Origin of the sequence: Solirubrobacter deserti (assembly GCF_027587175.1) — a bacterium.
Taxonomy (GTDB): Bacteria; Actinomycetota; Thermoleophilia; order Solirubrobacterales; family Solirubrobacteraceae; genus Solirubrobacter; species Solirubrobacter deserti.
This window is the reverse complement of the sequence record NZ_JAPCID010000026.1, coordinates 86593-103151: the sequence shown is the minus strand read 5'-3', so window position 1 is coordinate 103151 and position 16559 is coordinate 86593. Positions and strand designations below refer to the sequence as shown.

The following is a 16559-nucleotide window of genomic DNA, read 5'->3' as shown; positions in this document are numbered from 1 at the left end:
CGCGCCCGCGACGTCCGCGCCGGCGCCCGCCGCGCCCGCGCCCGCCGCTCCGGCTCCCGCCCCGGCCGCCCCCGCGCCGCAGCCGCAGGCGCCGCTGACCACGCGCTCGTCATGACCGACGTCTCCTTCGACTGCATGGGCACGACGGTCCGGCTCGTGGTCGCCGACGAGGCGACGGCGCTCGCGTGCCGGGAGTTCCTCACCGACTTCGACCGCGCGCTCTCGCGCTTCCGGCCCGACAGCGAGCTCTCGCGCCTGAACGCGGACCCGCGCGAGGAAGTCGACGCGTCCGCCCTCCTGCGCGGCGCGATCTCCGCGGGCCTGATGGCGGCGGAGCTCACGGAGGGCCTCGTCGACCCGACGCTCACCGCCGCCCTCGAGGCCAACGGGTACGACCGCACACGGCGCGACCCCGAGCTGCCGCTGAAAGCCGCGCTCGCGCAAGCGCCGCCACGGCGACCGGCCGGCGGAAGCGGCGACTGGATGCGCGTCGTCGTCACCGACCACTCGATCCGCCGCCCGCCCGGCCTGCGGCTCGACACCGGCGGGATCGGCAAGGGCCTCGCCGTCGACATGCTCGCTCTGCGGCTCAACGGCGGCGCCTGGGCAATCGACGCCGGTGGCGACATGCGCGTCTCCGGCACCTACCCGGTCGAGGTTCGTCACCCGCTCACGCACGAGCCGATCACGACCCTCACGCTCACCGACCAGGCCGTCGCCACGTCGGGGATCGACCTGCGCCTGTGGCACGCGCCGGACGGCTCACCACGCCATCACCTGCTCGACCCCTCCACGCGCGAGCCCGCCTGGACGGGCGTCATCGGCGCCACCGCGCTCGCGCCCACGACCACCGAGGCCGACACGCTCGCCAAGGCCGCGCTGCTCAGCGGCCCGGACCACGCGCCCAAGTGGCTGCGCCGGCACGGCGGGCTGTTCATCACCGACGACGGGACGGTGCACCAGCTATGACCGAAGGCCACGAGTTCTGGCTCGTCAGTCGCTCCGCCGGCGTGGTGGCGCTCGTCACCGTCGCCGTCTCGGTGCTGATCGGCCTCACCCTCGCCGCCGGCCTCGGCGGCCCGCCGCAGCGTCGCCGCGCGCTGGTCGCCATTCACGAGCAGACCGCGCTCGCCAGCCTGATCGCGATCGCCGTCCACGGCCTGGCGTTGCTCGGCGACGGCTTCCTCAAGCCGGGCCTGGCCGGGATCGCGATCCCGTTCCTCATCGATTTCAAGCCGGTCTACGTCGGTCTCGGCATCATCGCGGGCTACCTCGCGGCCGCGCTCGGCCTGTCGTTCTACGCCCGCCGCCGGATCGGCGGCAAGCGCTGGCGCAACCTGCATCGCGCCACGCCGGTGGTCTACGTGCTCGGCCTGATCCACACGCTCGGTGCCGGCACTGACGCGGAGTCCACCTGGCTGCGCGCGTTCATGTTCGCCACCGCGGTCCCGGCCGCCGCGCTGCTGGTCGCCCGCCTGACCAAGCAGAAGAAACCCCGCCTGAAGGGAGCCAAGGCATGAGAATCGTCCTCGTCGGCGCGGGCCTCGCGGCGCAGCGCTGCGCCGAGACCCTGCGCCAGCTCGGCCACGACGGCCCGATCGCCATGTACGGCGACGAGCTGCCCTACGACCGCCCGCCGCTGTCGAAGGACTTCCTCAAGGGCGAGCGTCCCGAGCTCCGCTTCAAGCCGGACGCCTGGTACCGCGACAACGACGTCGACTTCGTCCAGCAGCGCGTCACGAGCCTCGACCACCTCGAATTCGACCGGGCCCTGATCGCGACCGGCGCCGAGCCGATCACGCTCGACGCCTTCCCGCACGCGCTCACGTTGCGCACCCGCCAGGACGCGATCGCGCTCGACGAGGCGCTTACGAGCACCCGCCACCTCGCGATCATCGGCGCCGGCCTGATCGGGCAGGAGGTCGCGTCCGCCGCGACCGCGCGTGGCATCCGCACGACGCTCGTCGACCTCAACCCGCGGCCGTTCGACGCCTTGATGGGCCCGGGCGGCGGCGACCGGCTCAGAGCCCTGCACGAGCGGCACGGCGTTGAGCTCCGGCTGGGCCAGAACAGTGGCCCGCTGAACGCCGACACGATCCTCGTCGCGGTCGGCGTGAAGCCCGCCTGGAGACCCGACCCCGCGCCCGGTGTCTTCCACGCCGGCGACGTCACCGGCAGCGCCCACTGGGAAGCGGCCGTGGTCGGTGGCCAGAACGCCGCCCGCCGCATGCTCGGCCTGCAGCCCAAGCCCGAGCAGCCGCCGCTCGTGTGGTCCGACCAGTACGGCGTCCGCATCCAGCGCGTCGGCGACCCGCGCGGCGCGACCCACAACGGCGACCTGACGTACAGCCAGAGCGGCCGTCTGAAGGCCGTCGTCCTCATGAACGAACCCCACCGCGTCCGCGAGGCGCGGCGCGACCTGAAGGAGGCCGCATGACCCTCATCGCCCAGATCGACGAGTCCGCCTGCCTCGGGCACGGCGATTGCGTCCACGTGGCGCCGAATGTGTTCATCCTCGAAGGAGACGTGGCGGAGCAGGTGGCGCCCGGCTCCGACGAAGCGCTCCGGAATGCGGCGCGAGCCTGCCCCGCGGGCGCGATCATCATCCTCGATGCCGACACGCACGCCGAGGTTGATCCGTAGGACCCAGGCGGCTAACATCTCAGTCAACCCGACTGAGATTTAGGAACCGCCCGAATGCAAGCCGACCGCTTCACGATCAAGTCCCAGGAGGCGCTGCAGGCCGCCATCGCCGTGGCGGCCGCGCGCAACCACACCGAAACGCAGCCCGAGCACCTGCTCGTCGCGCTGCTCGAGCAGCCCGAGTCCGTCGTCGGCCCCGTGCTGCGCAAGCTCGGCGCGCGCCCGGAGACCATCCGCGGCGAGATCAACCAGGCGCTGGACCAGCTGCCCACGATCACCGCCGGCGCCAACGAGCCGACGACCAGCCGCGAGCTGATGGACGTGCTGCGCCTCGCCGAGCGCGAGGCGGGCAAGCTCCGCGACGAGTTCATCTCCACCGAGCACATCCTGCTCGCGCTCGCGTCCGCCCAGGGCGGCGAGGCCGCCAAGTCGCTCAACCGCAACGGCGCCACGCACAAGGCGCTCCAGCAGGCGATCGAGCAGGTCCGCGGCCCGCACCGCGTCACCGACCAGTCGCCCGAGGAGAAGTATCAGGCGCTGCAGAAGTTCGGCCGCGACCTCACGCAGGACGCCGAGGACGGCAAGCTCGACCCGGTGATCGGCCGCGACGAGGAGATCCGCCGCGTCATCCAGGTCCTCAGCCGCCGCACCAAGAACAACCCGGTGCTGATCGGCGAGCCGGGCGTCGGCAAGACCGCGATCGCCGAGGGCCTCGCCCAACGCATCGTGTCCGGCGACATCCCCGAGAGCCTGCGCGACCGCAAGGTCATCTCCCTCGACATCGGCGCCCTGCTCGCCGGCTCCAAGTACCGCGGCGAGTTCGAGGAGCGCCTGAAGGCGGTCCTGAAGGAGATCGCCGACGCCGAGGGCCAGATCATCCTGTTCATGGACGAGCTGCACACCATCGTGGGTGCCGGCGCGGCCGAGGGCGCGGTGGACGCGTCCCAGCTGCTCAAGCCGATGCTCGCCCGCGGGGAGCTGCGCGCCGTCGGCGCCACCACGCTCGACGAGTACAAGAAGCACGTCGAGAAGGACGCCGCGCTCGAGCGCCGCTTCCAGCCGATCTACGTCGGCGAGCCCAGCCTCGAGGGCACGATCGCGATCCTGCGCGGTCTCAAGGAGCGCTACGAGGCCCACCACGGCGTCACGATCACCGACGCCGCGCTGATCGCCGCCGCGACGCTGTCGGACCGCTACATCGCGGACCGCTTCCTGCCCGACAAGGCGATCGACCTCGTCGACGAGGCCGCGTCCCGCGTCGCGATCGAGCTCTCCTCCGTCCCCACCGAGATCGACCAGGTCGAGCGCCGCATCAAGCAGCTCGAGATCGAGATGGTCGCCGTCGGCAAGGACGAGACGGCCGCCGAGCGCAAGGCCGAGATCGAGCGCGAGCTGGCCGAGCTGCGCGAGCAGGCCGCGGGCATGCGCGCTCAGTGGGAGCGCGAGAAGGAGCAGGCCGAGGGCCACGGCAAGCTGCGCGAGCGCCTGGACGAGGCGCGCCGCGAGCTCGAGCGCGCCGAGCGCGAGCTCAACTACCAGCGCGCCGCCGAGCTGCGCCACGGCGAGATCCCGGACCTCGAGGCCAAGCTCGCGGACGCCGAGTCCCGCCCGGCCGAGAACTACGAGCCGCCCGTGTACCTGTCCGAGCGCGTCGACGTCGAGGAGATCGCCGAGGTCGTCGGCAAGTGGACGGGCATCCCGGTCTCCCGGCTTGTCGAGGGCGAGGTCGAGAAGCTCATCCACATGGAGGAGCGCCTCCACCGCCGCGTGATCGGCCAGGAGGAGGCCGTGCAGGCCGTCAGCGACGCGCTGCGCCGCTCCCGCGCGGGCCTGTCCGACCCGGACCGCCCGATCGGCACGTTCCTGTTCCTGGGCCCGACCGGCGTCGGCAAGACCGAGCTCGCCCGCGCGCTGGCCGAGTTCATGTTCGACAGCCAGGACGCGATGATCCGCATCGACATGTCGGAGTACATGGAGAAGCACTCCGTGGCCCGGCTCGTCGGCGCACCTCCCGGCTACGTCGGCTACGAGGAGGGCGGCCAGCTGACGGAGGCGGTCCGCCGCCGGCCGTACAGCGTCGTCCTGCTCGACGAGATCGAGAAGGCCCACAACGACGTCTTCAACATCCTGCTGCAGGTGTTCGACGACGGACGCCTCACCGACGGCCAGGGCCGCACGGTGGACTTCAAGAACACGGTGCTGATCATGACCTCCAACATCCCCGGCGGCCGCGCCGGCGTGGAGGCCAGCTTCAAGCCCGAGTTCGTCAACCGCCTGGACGACATCGTCGAGTTCCACGCGCTCTCACGCGAGCAGCTGCGCGAGATCGTCGACCTCCAGGTCGCCCGCCTGATCGTGCGCGTGGCCGAGCGCGGCGTGGACGTCCGCCTCACGGACGCCGCCCGCGACCTGCTCGGCGACATGGGCTACGACCCGACCTACGGCGCCCGCCCGCTGAAGCGGATGATCTCCAAGTACCTGGTGGATCCGCTGGCGCTCGGCCTGCTCAAGAACGACTACGCGAGCGGCGACAGCGTCGAGGTGGACGCGACCGAGGACGGCGAGCTGAAGTTCACCCGGGTTCGCGTCAGCGAGCCCGAGCCCACGCCGGCCTAGGGAGCGGACTCCTAGCCGGCGGTCCGCCGCACCCTGATCGTCATCGGCACCCGCACCGCGGCCTTCGGGTCGTACTGCGGGTGCTGGTCGAACTGGATCGTCCAGCGGCCCTCGCTCGGGCTGCGCTTGAACGGGAACTGCTTGCGGCGCACGCTGAACGTGCCGCACGGGCCCTTGGGCAACCCGAGCCGGACGGTCTTGCGCGCCTTGCCCGCGAACACGTAGTGGGCGTAGACGGGGGTGGTCAGGGTGAGGAAGCCGCGGCCCTCGAAGCGCACGCGCTGGGCCGTCGACGCGCGCTGCGGGGTCTGCTCGACCGCGAGCCGCGTCACCATCGTCGTCGCCGTGACCGTGTTGGCGGGCGCGCCGTGCTCGGCGATCCGCAGCGTGAACGGCCGCGTCCCCTCCTCCTCGAACGGCGCCCGGACGGTGCCCTTGACGTGGCCGTCGATCAGCGCCGACGGCTGGTCCTGCAGGACGTCGTCCAGGAAGATGTCGACCCGGCTCAGCGCCGTGAACCCGGCGGCGTGGACGGTCACCAGCTCCCGTTGGTTCTCCTGCGCCACGACGTAGCAGGGTTTGAGGGGCTCGACGAGCTGAGGTTGGGCGAAGGCGGGCGCCGCCGCCAGCACGGCGGCCGCGATACCCACGATGGTGGAGCGCAGGAGCATCGATGACATGAACACCGCATCGGCGGCGGAGGTTCGGTAGAAGGATCACAGAACCCATCGAGGAGGACGCTGTGCCGACCTACATCATGCTCTCGACGCTCACACCGGAGGGGATCCAGACCGTGAAGAACAACCCGAGCCGCATCCGCGAGGTCAATCGCGAGGTCGAGCAGCTCGGGGCGGAGGTCAAGGCGCAGTGGGCGACACTCGGCTCGTTCGACTTCGTGAACGTGATCGAGGCGCCTGACGACAAGACGATGGCGCGGATCTCGCTGGAGCTCGGGTCGCGCGGCTCGGGCCGCTACGAGACGCTGATCGCGATCCCGATCGACGACTTCATCGCGGCGCTTTGACGCGCGTCTTGGTCATCGGCGGCGGCGGCCGCGAGCACGCCATCGTGCGGGCGCTCCAGCGCTCCCCGCAGCAGCCGGAGGTGTTCTGTGACCCGGGCAACGCGGGCATCGCGCAGGATGCGCCGCCGGCGCGGCCGGAGGACGTCGACCTGGTCGTCGTCGGTCCGGAGGCGCCGCTGGTCGCCGGGTTCGCCGACGACTGCCCGGTGCCGGTGTTCGGGCCGAGCGCGGCCGCCGCGAAACTCGAGGGGTCCAAGGCGTACGCCAAGGAGGTGATGATCGCCGCGGGCGTGCCGACGGCCGAGTACACGGTCGTTCACAGCGTCGAGGCGGGGCTGGGCGCGATCGCGCGCTACCCGGCGGTGATCAAGGCGGACGGGCTCGCCGCGGGCAAGGGTGTCGTGATCGCGGCCGACGAGCCGGAGGCGCGCGCGGCGCTGACCGAGATGCTCGTCGACCAGCGCTTCGGCGAGGTGCCCGTGGTCGTGGAGGAGTTCCTGCTCGGCACCGAGCTGTCCGTGCTCGCGCTGTGCGACGGCGAGCACGCGCTCCCGCTCGCGCCCGCCCGCGACTTCAAGCGCATCGGCGAGGGTGACACGGGCCCCAACACGGGCGGGATGGGCGCGTACTCGCCGGTCGAGGGCGCCGACGACGCGCTGATCGAGGACGTCCGCGTGCGGGTGCTGCAACCGGTGGTGGACGAGCTCAAGCGGCGCGGCACCCCGTTCCACGGCGTGCTCTACGCGGGCCTGATGCTCACCGAGGACGGCCCGAAGACGCTCGAGTTCAACGTCCGCTTCGGCGATCCGGAGACGCAGGTGGTGCTCCCGCGGCTCAAGAGCGACATCCTCGACCTGTTCGAGCGCGCGACGCGGCCCGGCGGGCTGGCGGGCGTCGAGCTCGAGTGGGACGAGCGCGCGTGCGTGACCGTCGTGCTCGCCTCGCGCGGGTACCCGGCGACCTCCTCGTCCGGCGACGTGATCAGCGGGCTCGAGGACGCCGGCGCCGAGGTCACCCACGCCGGAACGGCCCTGGAAAACGGCCACATCGTCACCGCCGGCGGGCGGGTGCTGAACGTCACCGCGCTCGGCAAGGACCGCGAGGCCGCCCGAGCCGCCGCATATGCTGCTGCGGACAAGATCGACTTCCCTGGCAAGACCTACAGACGAGATATCGCCGCATGACCGAACCCACCACGCAGACCGACGTCGACGCCGAGCTCGAGGGCCTGGAGGTCGACGCACCGCTCGTCGGCATCGTCATGGGCTCCAAGTCCGACATGCCGGTGATGGAGAAGGCCGCCAAGGAGCTGACCGACCGCGGCATCCGCAACGAGATCCGCGTCATGTCCGCTCACCGCGACCCCGACATGGTGGCCGAGTACGCCAAGAACGCGCGCATGCGCGGCCTGCGGGTGATCATCGCCGGCGCCGGCCTCGCGGCCGCGCTGCCGGGCGTGGTCGCCGCCCACACCGACCTGCCGGTGATCGGCGTGCCGCTGACCTCGTCGATGACCGTCGCGGGCGGCCTGGACGCGCTGCTCTCGATCGTCCAGATGCCGCCCGGCGTGCCGGTCGCCACCGTCGGGGTCGACAACCCCAAGAACGCCGCGGCCCTCGCCGCGCGCATCTTGAGCTTGTGATCGCGCGGTACACCCGCCCCGACATCGGGGCGGTCTGGACCGATGAAGCGCGCTTCGGCGCGATGCGCGACGTGGAGATCGCCGCCGCCGAGGCGCTCACGGACGGCCCGACCGCGGAGGAGCTCGAAGCCATCCGCGGCTCGAGCTTCACCGTCGAGGCGATCAACGAGCGCGAGAAGATCCTCGACCACGACACGGCGGCGTTCGTCGACGTGCTCGCCGCCAGCGCCGGGCCCGCCGGGCGCTGGATCCACTACGGGCTCACGTCCTCCGACGTCGTCGACACCGGGCTCGCGCTGCAGCTCAAGCGGGCCGGGGAGATCCTGGTGCCCCAGCAGCGCACCCTGGCGGCCGAGCTGGCGGAGAAGGCACGCGAGCATGCGGACACGTTGTGCGTCGGCCGCACGCACGGCGTGCACGCCGAGCCGACGTCGTTCGGCCTCAAGCTCGGCGGCTACGCCATGGAGGCGCACCGCAACGCCGACCGGCTGGAGCGCGCGTTCGCGCAGGTGACCGCGGCGATCTCGGGCGCGGTCGGCACCTTCGCCACGCTCGGCCCCGAGTACGAGGAGCGCGTCGCGGCCAAGCTCGGCCTCAAGACCGAGCCGATCTCCACCCAGGTCGTCCCGCGCGACCGGCACGCGGAGCTGCTCTCCGCCATCGCACTGGCGGGCGCCGGGCTGGAGCGCTTCGCGACCGAGATCCGCCACCTGCAGCGCACCGAGGTGCGCGAGGTCGAGGAGCCGTTCGGCAAGGGCCAGAAGGGCTCGAGCGCGATGCCCCACAAGCGCAACCCGGTCGTGTCCGAGCGCATCACGGGCCTGGCCCGCGTGCTGCGCGGCAACGCCCAGGCGGCACTGGAGAACGTCGCGCTCTGGCACGAGCGCGACATCTCGCACTCCTCGGCGGAGCGGATCATCCTGCCGGACAGCACCATCCTGCTCGACCAGATGCAGGCGCTCGCGCTGCGGCTCGTGCGCGGCATGGTCGTCCACGCCGACCGCATGCTCGCGAACCTCGAGATCACGTCCGGCGCGCTGTTCTCGCAGCGGGTGCTGCTGGCGCTGGTCGAGTCCGGCCTGCAGCGCGACGAGGCCTACCGGATCGTGCAGCGCCTCGGCCAGCAGGCGTGGGACACCAACACGCCGCTGCGGGCGCTGCTGGAGCAGGAAGGCGTGGACCTCGACTTCGACGCGGTCTTCGACTACGGCTACTACATCCGCCACGTGCCCACCGTCCTGCAGCGCCTGGAGGTGATCCCATCCCCGCCGTCCTGATCTACGGCGCGCCCGAGCTGTCGGCCACGCTCTTCCACGAGATCCCCGCCGGCATCGGCGACCCGTTCCTCTATCTCGAGAACGACGGCCGCCGGGCCGCGACCGTCTCGGTCCTGGACGCCCACAAGGTGACGCCGCACGGGATCGAGACGATCGACCCGCAGGCGCTCGGCCAGGATGAGCTGATCGCCGAGGGCTGGGAGCGGCTGGCGATCGAGGCCGAGGTGTGCCTGCGCGCGGCGCGCAAGCTGGACATCGAGACCGCGCGCGTCCCACCGGACTTCCCGCTCTTCCTCGCCGACTACTTCCGGGCGGCGGGGATCGAGCTCGAGGTCGACGAGGACGAGTTCGTGCAGCGCCGGCGCGTGAAGTCGGCGTCCGAGCTGGAGGGCATCCGGCGCGCGCAGAAGGCGGCGGACGCGGCGATGGGCGTCGCGCGGCAGCTCATCCACGAGCTACGCGGCGGGCTCACCTCCGAACAGGTGCGCGCCGCGATGGCCGCGGTGTGCGAGGAGCACGGGTGCGAGCTGTCCGACGACGCGATCGTCTCGCACGGGGCCCAGTCGGCGATCGGACACGACTCGGGCTCGGGCGAGATCGGGCGCGGCGAGCCGGTCGTGGTCGACATCTGGCCGCGCGACAAGGTCTCGCGCTGCTACGCGGACATGACGCGCACGTTCGTGGCGGGCGGCGGCGCGCCGCCGGAGGAGCTGGCCGAGTACCACCGGCTCACCGAGGATTCGCTGCGCCGCGTCTACGGCGCGCTGAAGGCGGGCGCGAACGGGCGCAAGCTGTTCGAGGTCTCCGCCGAGCCGTACGTCGAGGCCGGCCATCCCACCCAGCTGACCAAGGAGCCGGGCACGGTGCTCGAGGACGGCTACTTCCACGGGCTCGGCCACGGCGTCGGGCTCGAGGTCCACGAGCGGCCGTTCATGGGCCGACTCGGTGACGACCTGCTCGCGGGCGAGGTCGTCACCGTCGAGCCGGGGTGCTACCGGCGCGGGTTCGGCGGCTGCCGCCTGGAGGATCTCGTGCTCGTCACCGAGGACGGCTACGAGATCATCACGGACTTCCCGTACGAGCTCTGATCGATCCGTAGCGCCTCGACGAAGCTGCGGTACAGCTCGTCGGACTGCAGCAGCTCCGTGTGCGTGCCCTGGGCGCGCACACGGCCGTCCTCGAGCACGATGATCGTGTCGGCGTCGATCACGGTCGACAGCCGGTGGGCGATCGTGAGTACGGCGCCCTGCTGCGCGCGGGTCTGGATGGCCTCGCCGATCGCGCTCTCGGTCAGCGCGTCCACCTGCGCCGTGGCCTCGTCGAGCAGCAGCACGTCGGGGGCGCGCAGCATCGCCCGCGCCACCGCGATCCGCTGGCGCTCGCCGCCGGAGACGTTGGTGCCCGAGAGCGACTCGTCCAGATCCAGGTGCTCCAGGCGCACCTGCGCCATCACCGCTTCGACCTCCTCGCGGGTGGCGTCCGGGCGCCCGAGCAACACGTTGTCGAGGATCGTGCCGGGCACCACGGGCGTCTCCTGCTCCACGTAGGCGAGCCGGTCGCGGACCTCGGCGTGGCTCCAGCCCGCGTAGTCGCGCCCGTCGAGCTCCAGCCGCCCCGACTGCGGCTCCAGGAAGCGCAGGATCAGGCTGAACAGCGACGTCTTGCCCGCGCCGGACGGGCCGACGATCGCGACGTGGCCGCGCCGGGGAACGGTGAGGCTGACGCCGTCCACGGCGGGCTCGGTGTCCGGGCCGTAGGCGGCGACGACGTCGTGCAGCGCGAGGATCGGCCCGTCGCGCTGCTCGGGGGCCGAGGTCGGCGCGAGCTCGGGCTCGATCTCGATCGCGTCCATCTCGCGGATGCGGCCCGCGGCCACGAGCCCGGTCTGCAGCTGCGTCACCTGCTGGGAGAGCTCCATGATCGGCCCCATCAGGTTGAACGCGTAGAGCAGGAACGCGATCAGGCTCGAGACCTCGAGCAGCCCGTCCTGCACGCGCCAGGCGCCGAGCGCGAGCACGACGATGATCGCCAGCTGCACGCCGGTCCAGGCGATCGTCCACGCCAGGCCCTCCTTGCGCGCTGCGCGGATGCTGTACTCGGCCGAGGTCGCGGCGCTGGCGACGATCTGCTCCTGCAGGCGGTCCTCGGCCCGGTTGGCCTTGACGGTCTTGATCGCGCGCAGCGCCCCTTCCAGCGCGCCGCCGAGCTGCCCCAGGTGCTCCTGCGCCTCGGTCTTGGCCTTCGCGATGGCCGGCATCACGAGCGCGAACAAAAGCGTCACGATCACCACGGCCACGATCGTCACGCCGAGCAGGACCAGGTCCAGCACGCCCATCAGCACGAGCGTGCCGACCAGCATCACCGTGGAGTTGATGATCCCGACGATGGCGGAGGCGGCAGCCTCGCTGAGCAGGACGGTGTCGCTGGTGACGCGCGTGACCAGCTCGCCGCTCGGGCGTGCGGTGAGGCCCGGGACGGTCGCCCGCAGGTAGCGCCGGATCATCGACGTGCGCGCGCCGAGCACGACGCGCTCGCCCATCGCGCCCAGGATCCGCCACTGCAGCAGGAACACGAGCGAGCCACCGAGCGTCAGCGCGAGCAGCACGCCGGCCGGGGCGAGCAGGGAATCGCCCGAGCCCAGCGAGTCCAGCACCCACTTCGTGACCAGCGGCGTGGCAAGCCCGGTCGCGCTGCCGAGCAGCGCCAGTAGGAGCCCGAGCGCCAGCGTGCGAGCATGCGGGCGGGCGAACGACCAAAGAACTTTCACGCTCCGAATTGAAACAGCTATGTTCCACTATGGCAAGTGAATGAGAGCCGAACCCGAACGCGGACGCGCCGCGCGATCCTCGACGCGGCGGTGACCGTGCTCGCCCGCGACGCGGGCGCGTCGCTGGGCGAGGTGGCGAGCGCGGCGGGCGTGGGCCGCACGACGGTGCACCGCTACTTCGCCGAGCGCGCCGACCTGCTGCGCGCGCTGATCGACTACGCCAACGAGCGCGTCGGCGAGGCCACCGCGCGCGCCGAGCTCACGCACGGGTCGGCCGCGGACGCGCTGGCGCGGTTGTGCCGTGAGTACTTCGAGCTCGGCGACGTGCTGACCGTGATGTTCACCGGCGCGATCGGGAACATGGAGGACGAGCCCGAGCAGCCGCACGACCGCGAGCTGGTCGCGCTCATCCACCGCGGCCGCGAGGAGGGCACGCTCGATCCGGCGCTGTCGGAGGCGTGGACGCTGTCGATGCTGTGGGCGCTGCTGTACACGGCGTGGTCGCTGATGCGCGAGCAGTCGATGCCGCGCCACGAGGCGCTCGACCAGTGCCTGGTGTGCCTCCACAAGGCCGTCGCCGCGCCCTGAAGTAGGCTGATTGGCCGTGACATCGCTGCCGCTGCTGCATTCGGGCAAGGTCCGTGACATGTACGACCTCGGGGACGACCTGCTGATGGTCGCCTCCGACCGGATCTCCACTTACGACGCCGTCCACCCGACGCCGATCCCCGACAAGGGCAAGGTCCTCACGGGCCTGTCGGTGCTCTGGTTCGGGTTGACGAAGGACATCGTCCCCAACCACTTCCTGAGCGCGACGGACGGGGTACCGGCTGAGTTCCGCGGCCGCGGCCTGCGCGTGCGCAACCTGAAGATGCTTCCGGTGGAGTGCATCGTGCGCGGCTACATCACGGGCTCGGGCTGGAAGGACTACAAGGCCACGGGCGCGATCTCGGGCATCTCGCTGCCCGAGGGCCTGCAGGAGTCCCAGCAGTTCCCCGAGCCGATCTACACGCCGTCGACCAAGGCCGAAGAGGGCCACGACGAGGCGATCGACTTCGACGAGACCGTGAAGCTGCTCGGGAGCGAGGAGCTCGCCGCGCAGGTGCGCGAGGTGTCGATCGCGGTCTACAAGGCCGTGGCCGAGCACGCGCGCGAGCGGGGCGTGATCCTCGCCGACACCAAGTTCGAGTTCGGGCTGGACGCCAACGGCGTCCTCACGCTGGGCGACGAGGTCTGCACGCCGGACTCCTCGCGCTTCTGGCCGGCCGACTCCTACGAGATCGGCAGGGGCCAGCCGTCGTTCGACAAGCAGTTCGTGCGGGACTGGGCGACCAACAGCGGCTGGGACAAGAACCCGCCCGCGCCGGAGATCCCGCAGGACATCGTCGAGCAGACCCGCGAGCGGTACGTGACGGCCTACGAGCGGCTCTCGGGCGAGTCGTTCGGCGCGTGGCTGGACCGGGTCTCGTGAGCCGCGTCCGCGTGCTGATCCGGCCCAAGGCGGGCATTCTCGACCCGCAGGGGCAGACCGTCGAACGGGCGCTGCCGGCGCTCGGCTTCGAAGGCGTGTCGAACGTCCACGTCGGCCGGCTGGTCGAGCTGGACGTCGAGGACCCCGCGCAGGTGCCGGCGATGTGCGAGAAGCTCCTGGCCAACCCGCTCATCGAGGACTACGAGATCCAGTGAAGTTCGGTGTGGTGCGGTTCCCGGGGACGTGCGACGACGTCGACGCGTTCCTGGCGGCGTCGCGTGTGGGGGAAGCCGAGATCCTCTGGCATGCCGATCACGACCTCAAGGGCGTCGACGCGGTCATCATCCCCGGCGGGTTCTCCTACGGCGACCATCTGCGGGTCGGCGCGGTCGCGCGCTTCTCACCGGTGATGCGCGAGGTCGAGCTGTTCGCCCGCAACGGCGGCCTCGTGCTCGGCATCTGCAACGGCTTCCAGGTGCTGTGCGAGGCCGGGCTGCTGTCCGGCGCGCTGCTGCCGAACACGTCGCTGCGCTTCACGTGCCGCCAGGTGGATCTGGAGGTCGTCAACGCGTCGACCTCGTGGACGAACGCGTGCGAGGTCGGTGAGGTGCTGTCCGTGCCCGCCAAGCACACGACGGGCCGCTACTACGCGCCCGACCCGGTGCTGGACGAGCTCGAGGCCAACGGGCAGATCGTGCTCAAGTACGCCGCGGGCCACAACTTCAACGGCTCGGCGCGGGACATCGCGGGCGTGTCGAACAAGGCCGGCAACGTCGTCGGCCTGATGCCGCACCCCGAGCACGCCGTCGACGTGCTGACGGGCTCCGCGGACGGGCTGAAGCTGTTCGCCTCCGCGGCGGCGGTGCCCGCGGCATGAGCAAGCATCGTGAGCTCGGGCTCACCGACTTCGAGTACGACCTGATCGTCGAGAAGATGGGCCGTGAGCCCAACGAGGTCGAGCTGGCCGTCTTCTCGCTGATGTGGTCCGAGCACTGCGGCTACAAGCACTCGCGGCCGCTGCTCAAGACGCTCCCGACCGAGGGTCCGCGGCTGGTCATGGGCCCGGGCGAGAACGCGGGCGCGGTGGACGTCGGCAACGGCCTCTCCTGCGCGTTCAAGGTCGAGTCCCACAACCACCCGAGCGCGGTCGAGCCCTTCCAGGGCGCTGCGACCGGCGTCGGGGGCATCCTGCGCGACATCTTCGCCATCGGCGCGCGGCCGATCGCGATCCTGGACTCGCTGCGCTTCGGCGAGGTCGGCGAGTCCGCCCGCTCGCGCTACCTGCTCGAGCACGCCGTGGCCGGCATCGGTCACTACGGCAACTCGATCGGCATCGCCACCGTCGGCGGCGAGATCTACTTCGAGGGTCCGTACGAGCAGAACTGCCTCGTCAACGCGATGGCCGTCGGCCTGATCGAGACGGACGAGCTGATCAAGTCCGCGGCCGCGGGCGTGGGCAACGTCGTCGTGCTGTTCGGCGCCCGCACGGGCCGCGACGGCATCGGCGGCGCGTCGGTGCTGGCGTCCGCCGAGCTGGACGCCGACATGGAGAAGCGCCCGACGGTGCAGATCGGCGACCCGTTCGAGGAGAAGAAGCTGCTCGAGTGCTCGCTCGAGCTGCTCGACCGCAAGCTGCTCGTCGCGCTCCAGGACCTGGGTGCCGCCGGCCTGACGTCCTCGAGCGCCGAGATGGCGGCCAAGGGCGAGGTCGGCCTGGATCTCCACGTGCGCCGCGTCCCGCTGCGCGAGCAGGACATGGAGGCCTTCGAGATCATGATCTCGGAGTCCCAGGAGCGCATGCTGTGCGTGGTCGAGCCCGAGCGCGTGCAGGCGGTGCTGGCCGTCTGCGCCAAGTGGGAGGTCAACGCGACCGCGATCGGCGAGGTCACGGATACGCGCCGGCTGCGTGTCTTCGACGGCGAAGAGCTGGTCGGCGACCTGCCGGTGGAGGCGCTCGTGGACGAGTGCCCGACCTACGAGCTCGAGCCCGCCGAGCCCGCGACGCCGCTGTATCCGGTCCCGCCGAAGCTGATCGACACCGACGACGCGGGCGAGATCCTGCTCGCGCTGCTCGGCTCGGCGAACCTGGCGTCCCGCAAGGGCGTGTTCGAGCAGTACGACGCGCTCGTCGGCTCGCGCACCGTCCGCCGGCCCGAGCAGGCCGACGCGGCGGTCCTAATGCTCCCGGACCCGGCGAACGGCGAGCGGCTGACCGCGCTCGCCCCGCCCAAGGGGGAGGACGGCCCCAAGCCTGCGATCGCGGTCTCGATCGACGGCAACGGCCGGCGCGTGGCGGCCGACCCGTACCGCGGCGCGGTCGAGGCCGTGCTCGAGTGCAGCGCGAACCTCGCCTGCGTCGGCGCCGAGCCGCTCGGCCTGACGAACTGCCTGAACTTCGGCAACCCGGAGAAGCCGCACATCGCGTGGCAGTTCTCGCGGGCGATCGCCGGCCTGGGCGACGCGTGCCGCGCGTTCGGCATCCCGGTCGTGGGCGGCAACGTGTCGCTCTACAACGAGGGCGCCGAGGGCCCGATCTACCCGACGCCGGTCGTCGGCCTGGTCGGCGAGCTGCCGGACGCCCGGATGAGCGGCCGGCTCGGCTTCGAAAGCGCCGGCGACGTGATCGCGATCGTGTCCGCCGACTCGTGGAAGCCGTCGAAGGCCGCCTCCGAGCTGTCGAAGCTGCGCGGGGAGGCCGTCGAGGGCCCGCTCCCGCAGCCTGACCTCGGCGAGCTCAAGGCGCTGCACGCCGCGATCCGCCAGGCCGTGCGCTCCGGCTCGCTGTCAAGCGCGCACGACGTCGCGGAGGGCGGCGTCGCGGTCGCGCTGGCCGAGTCGGCGATCGCCGGCGGCGTGGGCGCGAAGGTCTCCGCCCTCGACGACCTGTTCGGCGAGGGCCCGGGTGCGTTCGTCGTCTCCGGCCCGGCCGAGGCGATGACGCCCTTTGGCGCGGCGGCGCGCGTGATCGGCGAGGTCGGCGGCGAGGCGCTCACGATCGAGGGCTCGCTCTCGGTGCCGCTGGTCGATCTCGAGCGTGCGTTCAGCCGCGGGCTCACCGACCTCCTGGACTGACGGCACAACCGGCCGGCCACCGGTTAACCCGGTGGTTGGTCGGTGTT

The 16559-nt window shown here is 71.7% G+C and carries 17 protein-coding genes; 15 read left to right on the top strand and 2 right to left on the bottom strand.

Annotated features, from left to right (window positions below):
• Nucleotides 1-111: 111 nt before the first annotated feature.
• Genes OJ962_RS18605 through clpB form a run of 5 tightly spaced genes read left to right on the top strand, consistent with a single transcriptional unit; the run spans nt 112 to nt 5259 of the window.
• Entirely contained in the window at nt 112-969 is an 858-nt protein-coding gene (locus tag OJ962_RS18605; protein ID WP_202954394.1) for an FAD:protein FMN transferase, read from the top strand.
• The gene (locus OJ962_RS18600) at nt 966-1520 is read left to right on the top strand and encodes a ferric reductase-like transmembrane domain-containing protein (RefSeq protein ID WP_202954393.1); all 555 of its coding nucleotides are present in this window, start codon (nt 966-968) and stop codon (nt 1518-1520) included. The genes OJ962_RS18605 and OJ962_RS18600 overlap by 4 nt, the downstream gene beginning before the upstream one ends.
• Nucleotides 1517-2437, top strand: a complete 921-nt coding sequence (locus OJ962_RS18595; protein ID WP_202954392.1) for an NAD(P)/FAD-dependent oxidoreductase — start codon at nt 1517-1519, stop codon at nt 2435-2437. Before OJ962_RS18600 ends, OJ962_RS18595 begins: the two co-directional genes overlap by 4 nt.
• Nucleotides 2434-2643, top strand: coding sequence for a ferredoxin (locus OJ962_RS18590; RefSeq protein ID WP_202954391.1), 210 nt, complete (start codon nt 2434-2436; stop codon nt 2641-2643). Before OJ962_RS18595 ends, OJ962_RS18590 begins: the two co-directional genes overlap by 4 nt.
• Before the next feature lie 54 nt (nt 2644-2697).
• The gene (clpB, locus tag OJ962_RS18585; RefSeq protein WP_202954390.1) at nt 2698-5259 is read left to right on the top strand and encodes an ATP-dependent chaperone ClpB; all 2562 of its coding nucleotides are present in this window, start codon (nt 2698-2700) and stop codon (nt 5257-5259) included.
• Nucleotides 5260-5270: 11 nt separating this feature from the next.
• Here clpB and OJ962_RS18580 read toward each other — a convergent pair whose 3' ends face one another.
• Nucleotides 5271-5939: a hypothetical protein gene (locus OJ962_RS18580; RefSeq protein ID WP_202954389.1), complete on the bottom strand. Its 669-nt coding sequence runs from the start codon at nt 5937-5939 to the stop codon at nt 5271-5273.
• A 62-nt stretch (nt 5940-6001) separates the two neighbouring features.
• On the opposite strand from OJ962_RS18580, the gene OJ962_RS18575 reads away from it, so the two are divergent.
• From OJ962_RS18575 to OJ962_RS18555, 5 genes are all read left to right on the top strand, one after another.
• Nucleotides 6002-6283, top strand: a complete 282-nt coding sequence (locus OJ962_RS18575) for a GYD domain-containing protein (RefSeq protein ID WP_202954388.1) — start codon at nt 6002-6004, stop codon at nt 6281-6283.
• A complete protein-coding gene (gene purD / locus OJ962_RS18570; protein ID WP_202954387.1) occupies nt 6280-7467 on the top strand; it encodes a phosphoribosylamine--glycine ligase in 1188 nt (395 codons plus the stop codon). The genes OJ962_RS18575 and purD overlap by 4 nt, the downstream gene beginning before the upstream one ends.
• A gap of 77 nt (nt 7468-7544) precedes the next feature.
• On the top strand, nt 7545-7925 hold the full coding sequence (purE, locus tag OJ962_RS18565; RefSeq protein ID WP_407697523.1) for a 5-(carboxyamino)imidazole ribonucleotide mutase: 381 nt from the start codon (nt 7545-7547) through the stop codon (nt 7923-7925).
• Nucleotides 7922-9202 (top strand): adenylosuccinate lyase, encoded by a 1281-nt coding sequence (gene purB / locus OJ962_RS18560; RefSeq protein WP_202954385.1) that lies wholly within the window; start codon nt 7922-7924, stop codon nt 9200-9202. Before purE ends, purB begins: the two co-directional genes overlap by 4 nt.
• A gap of 128 nt (nt 9203-9330) precedes the next feature.
• On the top strand, nt 9331-10290 hold the full coding sequence (locus tag OJ962_RS18555) for a M24 family metallopeptidase (RefSeq protein WP_270006524.1): 960 nt from the start codon (nt 9331-9333) through the stop codon (nt 10288-10290).
• Here the strand turns inward: OJ962_RS18555 and OJ962_RS18550 are convergent.
• Complete coding sequence (locus OJ962_RS18550; RefSeq protein ID WP_270006523.1) at nt 10254-11969, bottom strand: ABC transporter ATP-binding protein; 1716 nt, start codon at nt 11967-11969, stop codon at nt 10254-10256. The two genes, OJ962_RS18555 and OJ962_RS18550, sit on opposite strands and share 37 nt — an antisense overlap.
• A gap of 36 nt (nt 11970-12005) precedes the next feature.
• Here OJ962_RS18550 and OJ962_RS18545 point away from each other — a divergent pair, with 36 nt between their 5' ends.
• From OJ962_RS18545 to purL, 5 genes are read left to right on the top strand one after another with little or no spacing between them, the layout of a single operon-like run.
• On the top strand, nt 12006-12557 hold the full coding sequence (locus OJ962_RS18545) for a TetR/AcrR family transcriptional regulator (RefSeq protein ID WP_202954384.1): 552 nt from the start codon (nt 12006-12008) through the stop codon (nt 12555-12557).
• 25 nt (nt 12558-12582) lie between these two features.
• The gene (locus tag OJ962_RS18540; protein ID WP_407697522.1) at nt 12583-13440 is read left to right on the top strand and encodes a phosphoribosylaminoimidazolesuccinocarboxamide synthase; all 858 of its coding nucleotides are present in this window, start codon (nt 12583-12585) and stop codon (nt 13438-13440) included.
• Nucleotides 13437-13655, top strand: a complete 219-nt coding sequence (purS, locus tag OJ962_RS18535; RefSeq protein WP_202954382.1) for a phosphoribosylformylglycinamidine synthase subunit PurS — start codon at nt 13437-13439, stop codon at nt 13653-13655. The genes OJ962_RS18540 and purS overlap by 4 nt, the downstream gene beginning before the upstream one ends.
• Nucleotides 13652-14317 (top strand): phosphoribosylformylglycinamidine synthase subunit PurQ, encoded by a 666-nt coding sequence (gene purQ, locus OJ962_RS18530; RefSeq protein ID WP_202954381.1) that lies wholly within the window; start codon nt 13652-13654, stop codon nt 14315-14317. The genes purS and purQ overlap by 4 nt, the downstream gene beginning before the upstream one ends.
• The gene (gene purL / locus OJ962_RS18525) at nt 14314-16512 is read left to right on the top strand and encodes a phosphoribosylformylglycinamidine synthase subunit PurL (protein WP_202954380.1); all 2199 of its coding nucleotides are present in this window, start codon (nt 14314-14316) and stop codon (nt 16510-16512) included. Before purQ ends, purL begins: the two co-directional genes overlap by 4 nt.
• Nucleotides 16513-16559: the final 47 nt, after the last annotated feature.

Bases quoted from the DNA above. Each gene is read 5' to 3' on its own strand.
- OJ962_RS18605 (WP_202954394.1), top strand. From the start codon at position 112: ATGACCGACGTCTCCTTCGACTGCATGGGCACGACGGTCCGGCTCGTG.
- OJ962_RS18595 (WP_202954392.1), top strand. From the start codon at position 1,517: ATGAGAATCGTCCTCGTCGGCGCGGGCCTCGCGGCGCAGCGCTGCGCC.
- OJ962_RS18600 (WP_202954393.1), top strand. From the start codon at position 966: ATGACCGAAGGCCACGAGTTCTGGCTCGTCAGTCGCTCCGCCGGCGTG.
- OJ962_RS18590 (WP_202954391.1), top strand. From the start codon at position 2,434: ATGACCCTCATCGCCCAGATCGACGAGTCCGCCTGCCTCGGGCACGGC.
- purE (WP_407697523.1), top strand. From the start codon at position 7,545: ATGGGCTCCAAGTCCGACATGCCGGTGATGGAGAAGGCCGCCAAGGAG.
- OJ962_RS18580 (WP_202954389.1), bottom strand. From the start codon at position 5,939: ATGTCATCGATGCTCCTGCGCTCCACCATCGTGGGTATCGCGGCCGCC.
- clpB (WP_202954390.1), top strand. From the start codon at position 2,698: ATGCAAGCCGACCGCTTCACGATCAAGTCCCAGGAGGCGCTGCAGGCC.
- purL (WP_202954380.1), top strand. From the start codon at position 14,314: ATGAGCAAGCATCGTGAGCTCGGGCTCACCGACTTCGAGTACGACCTG.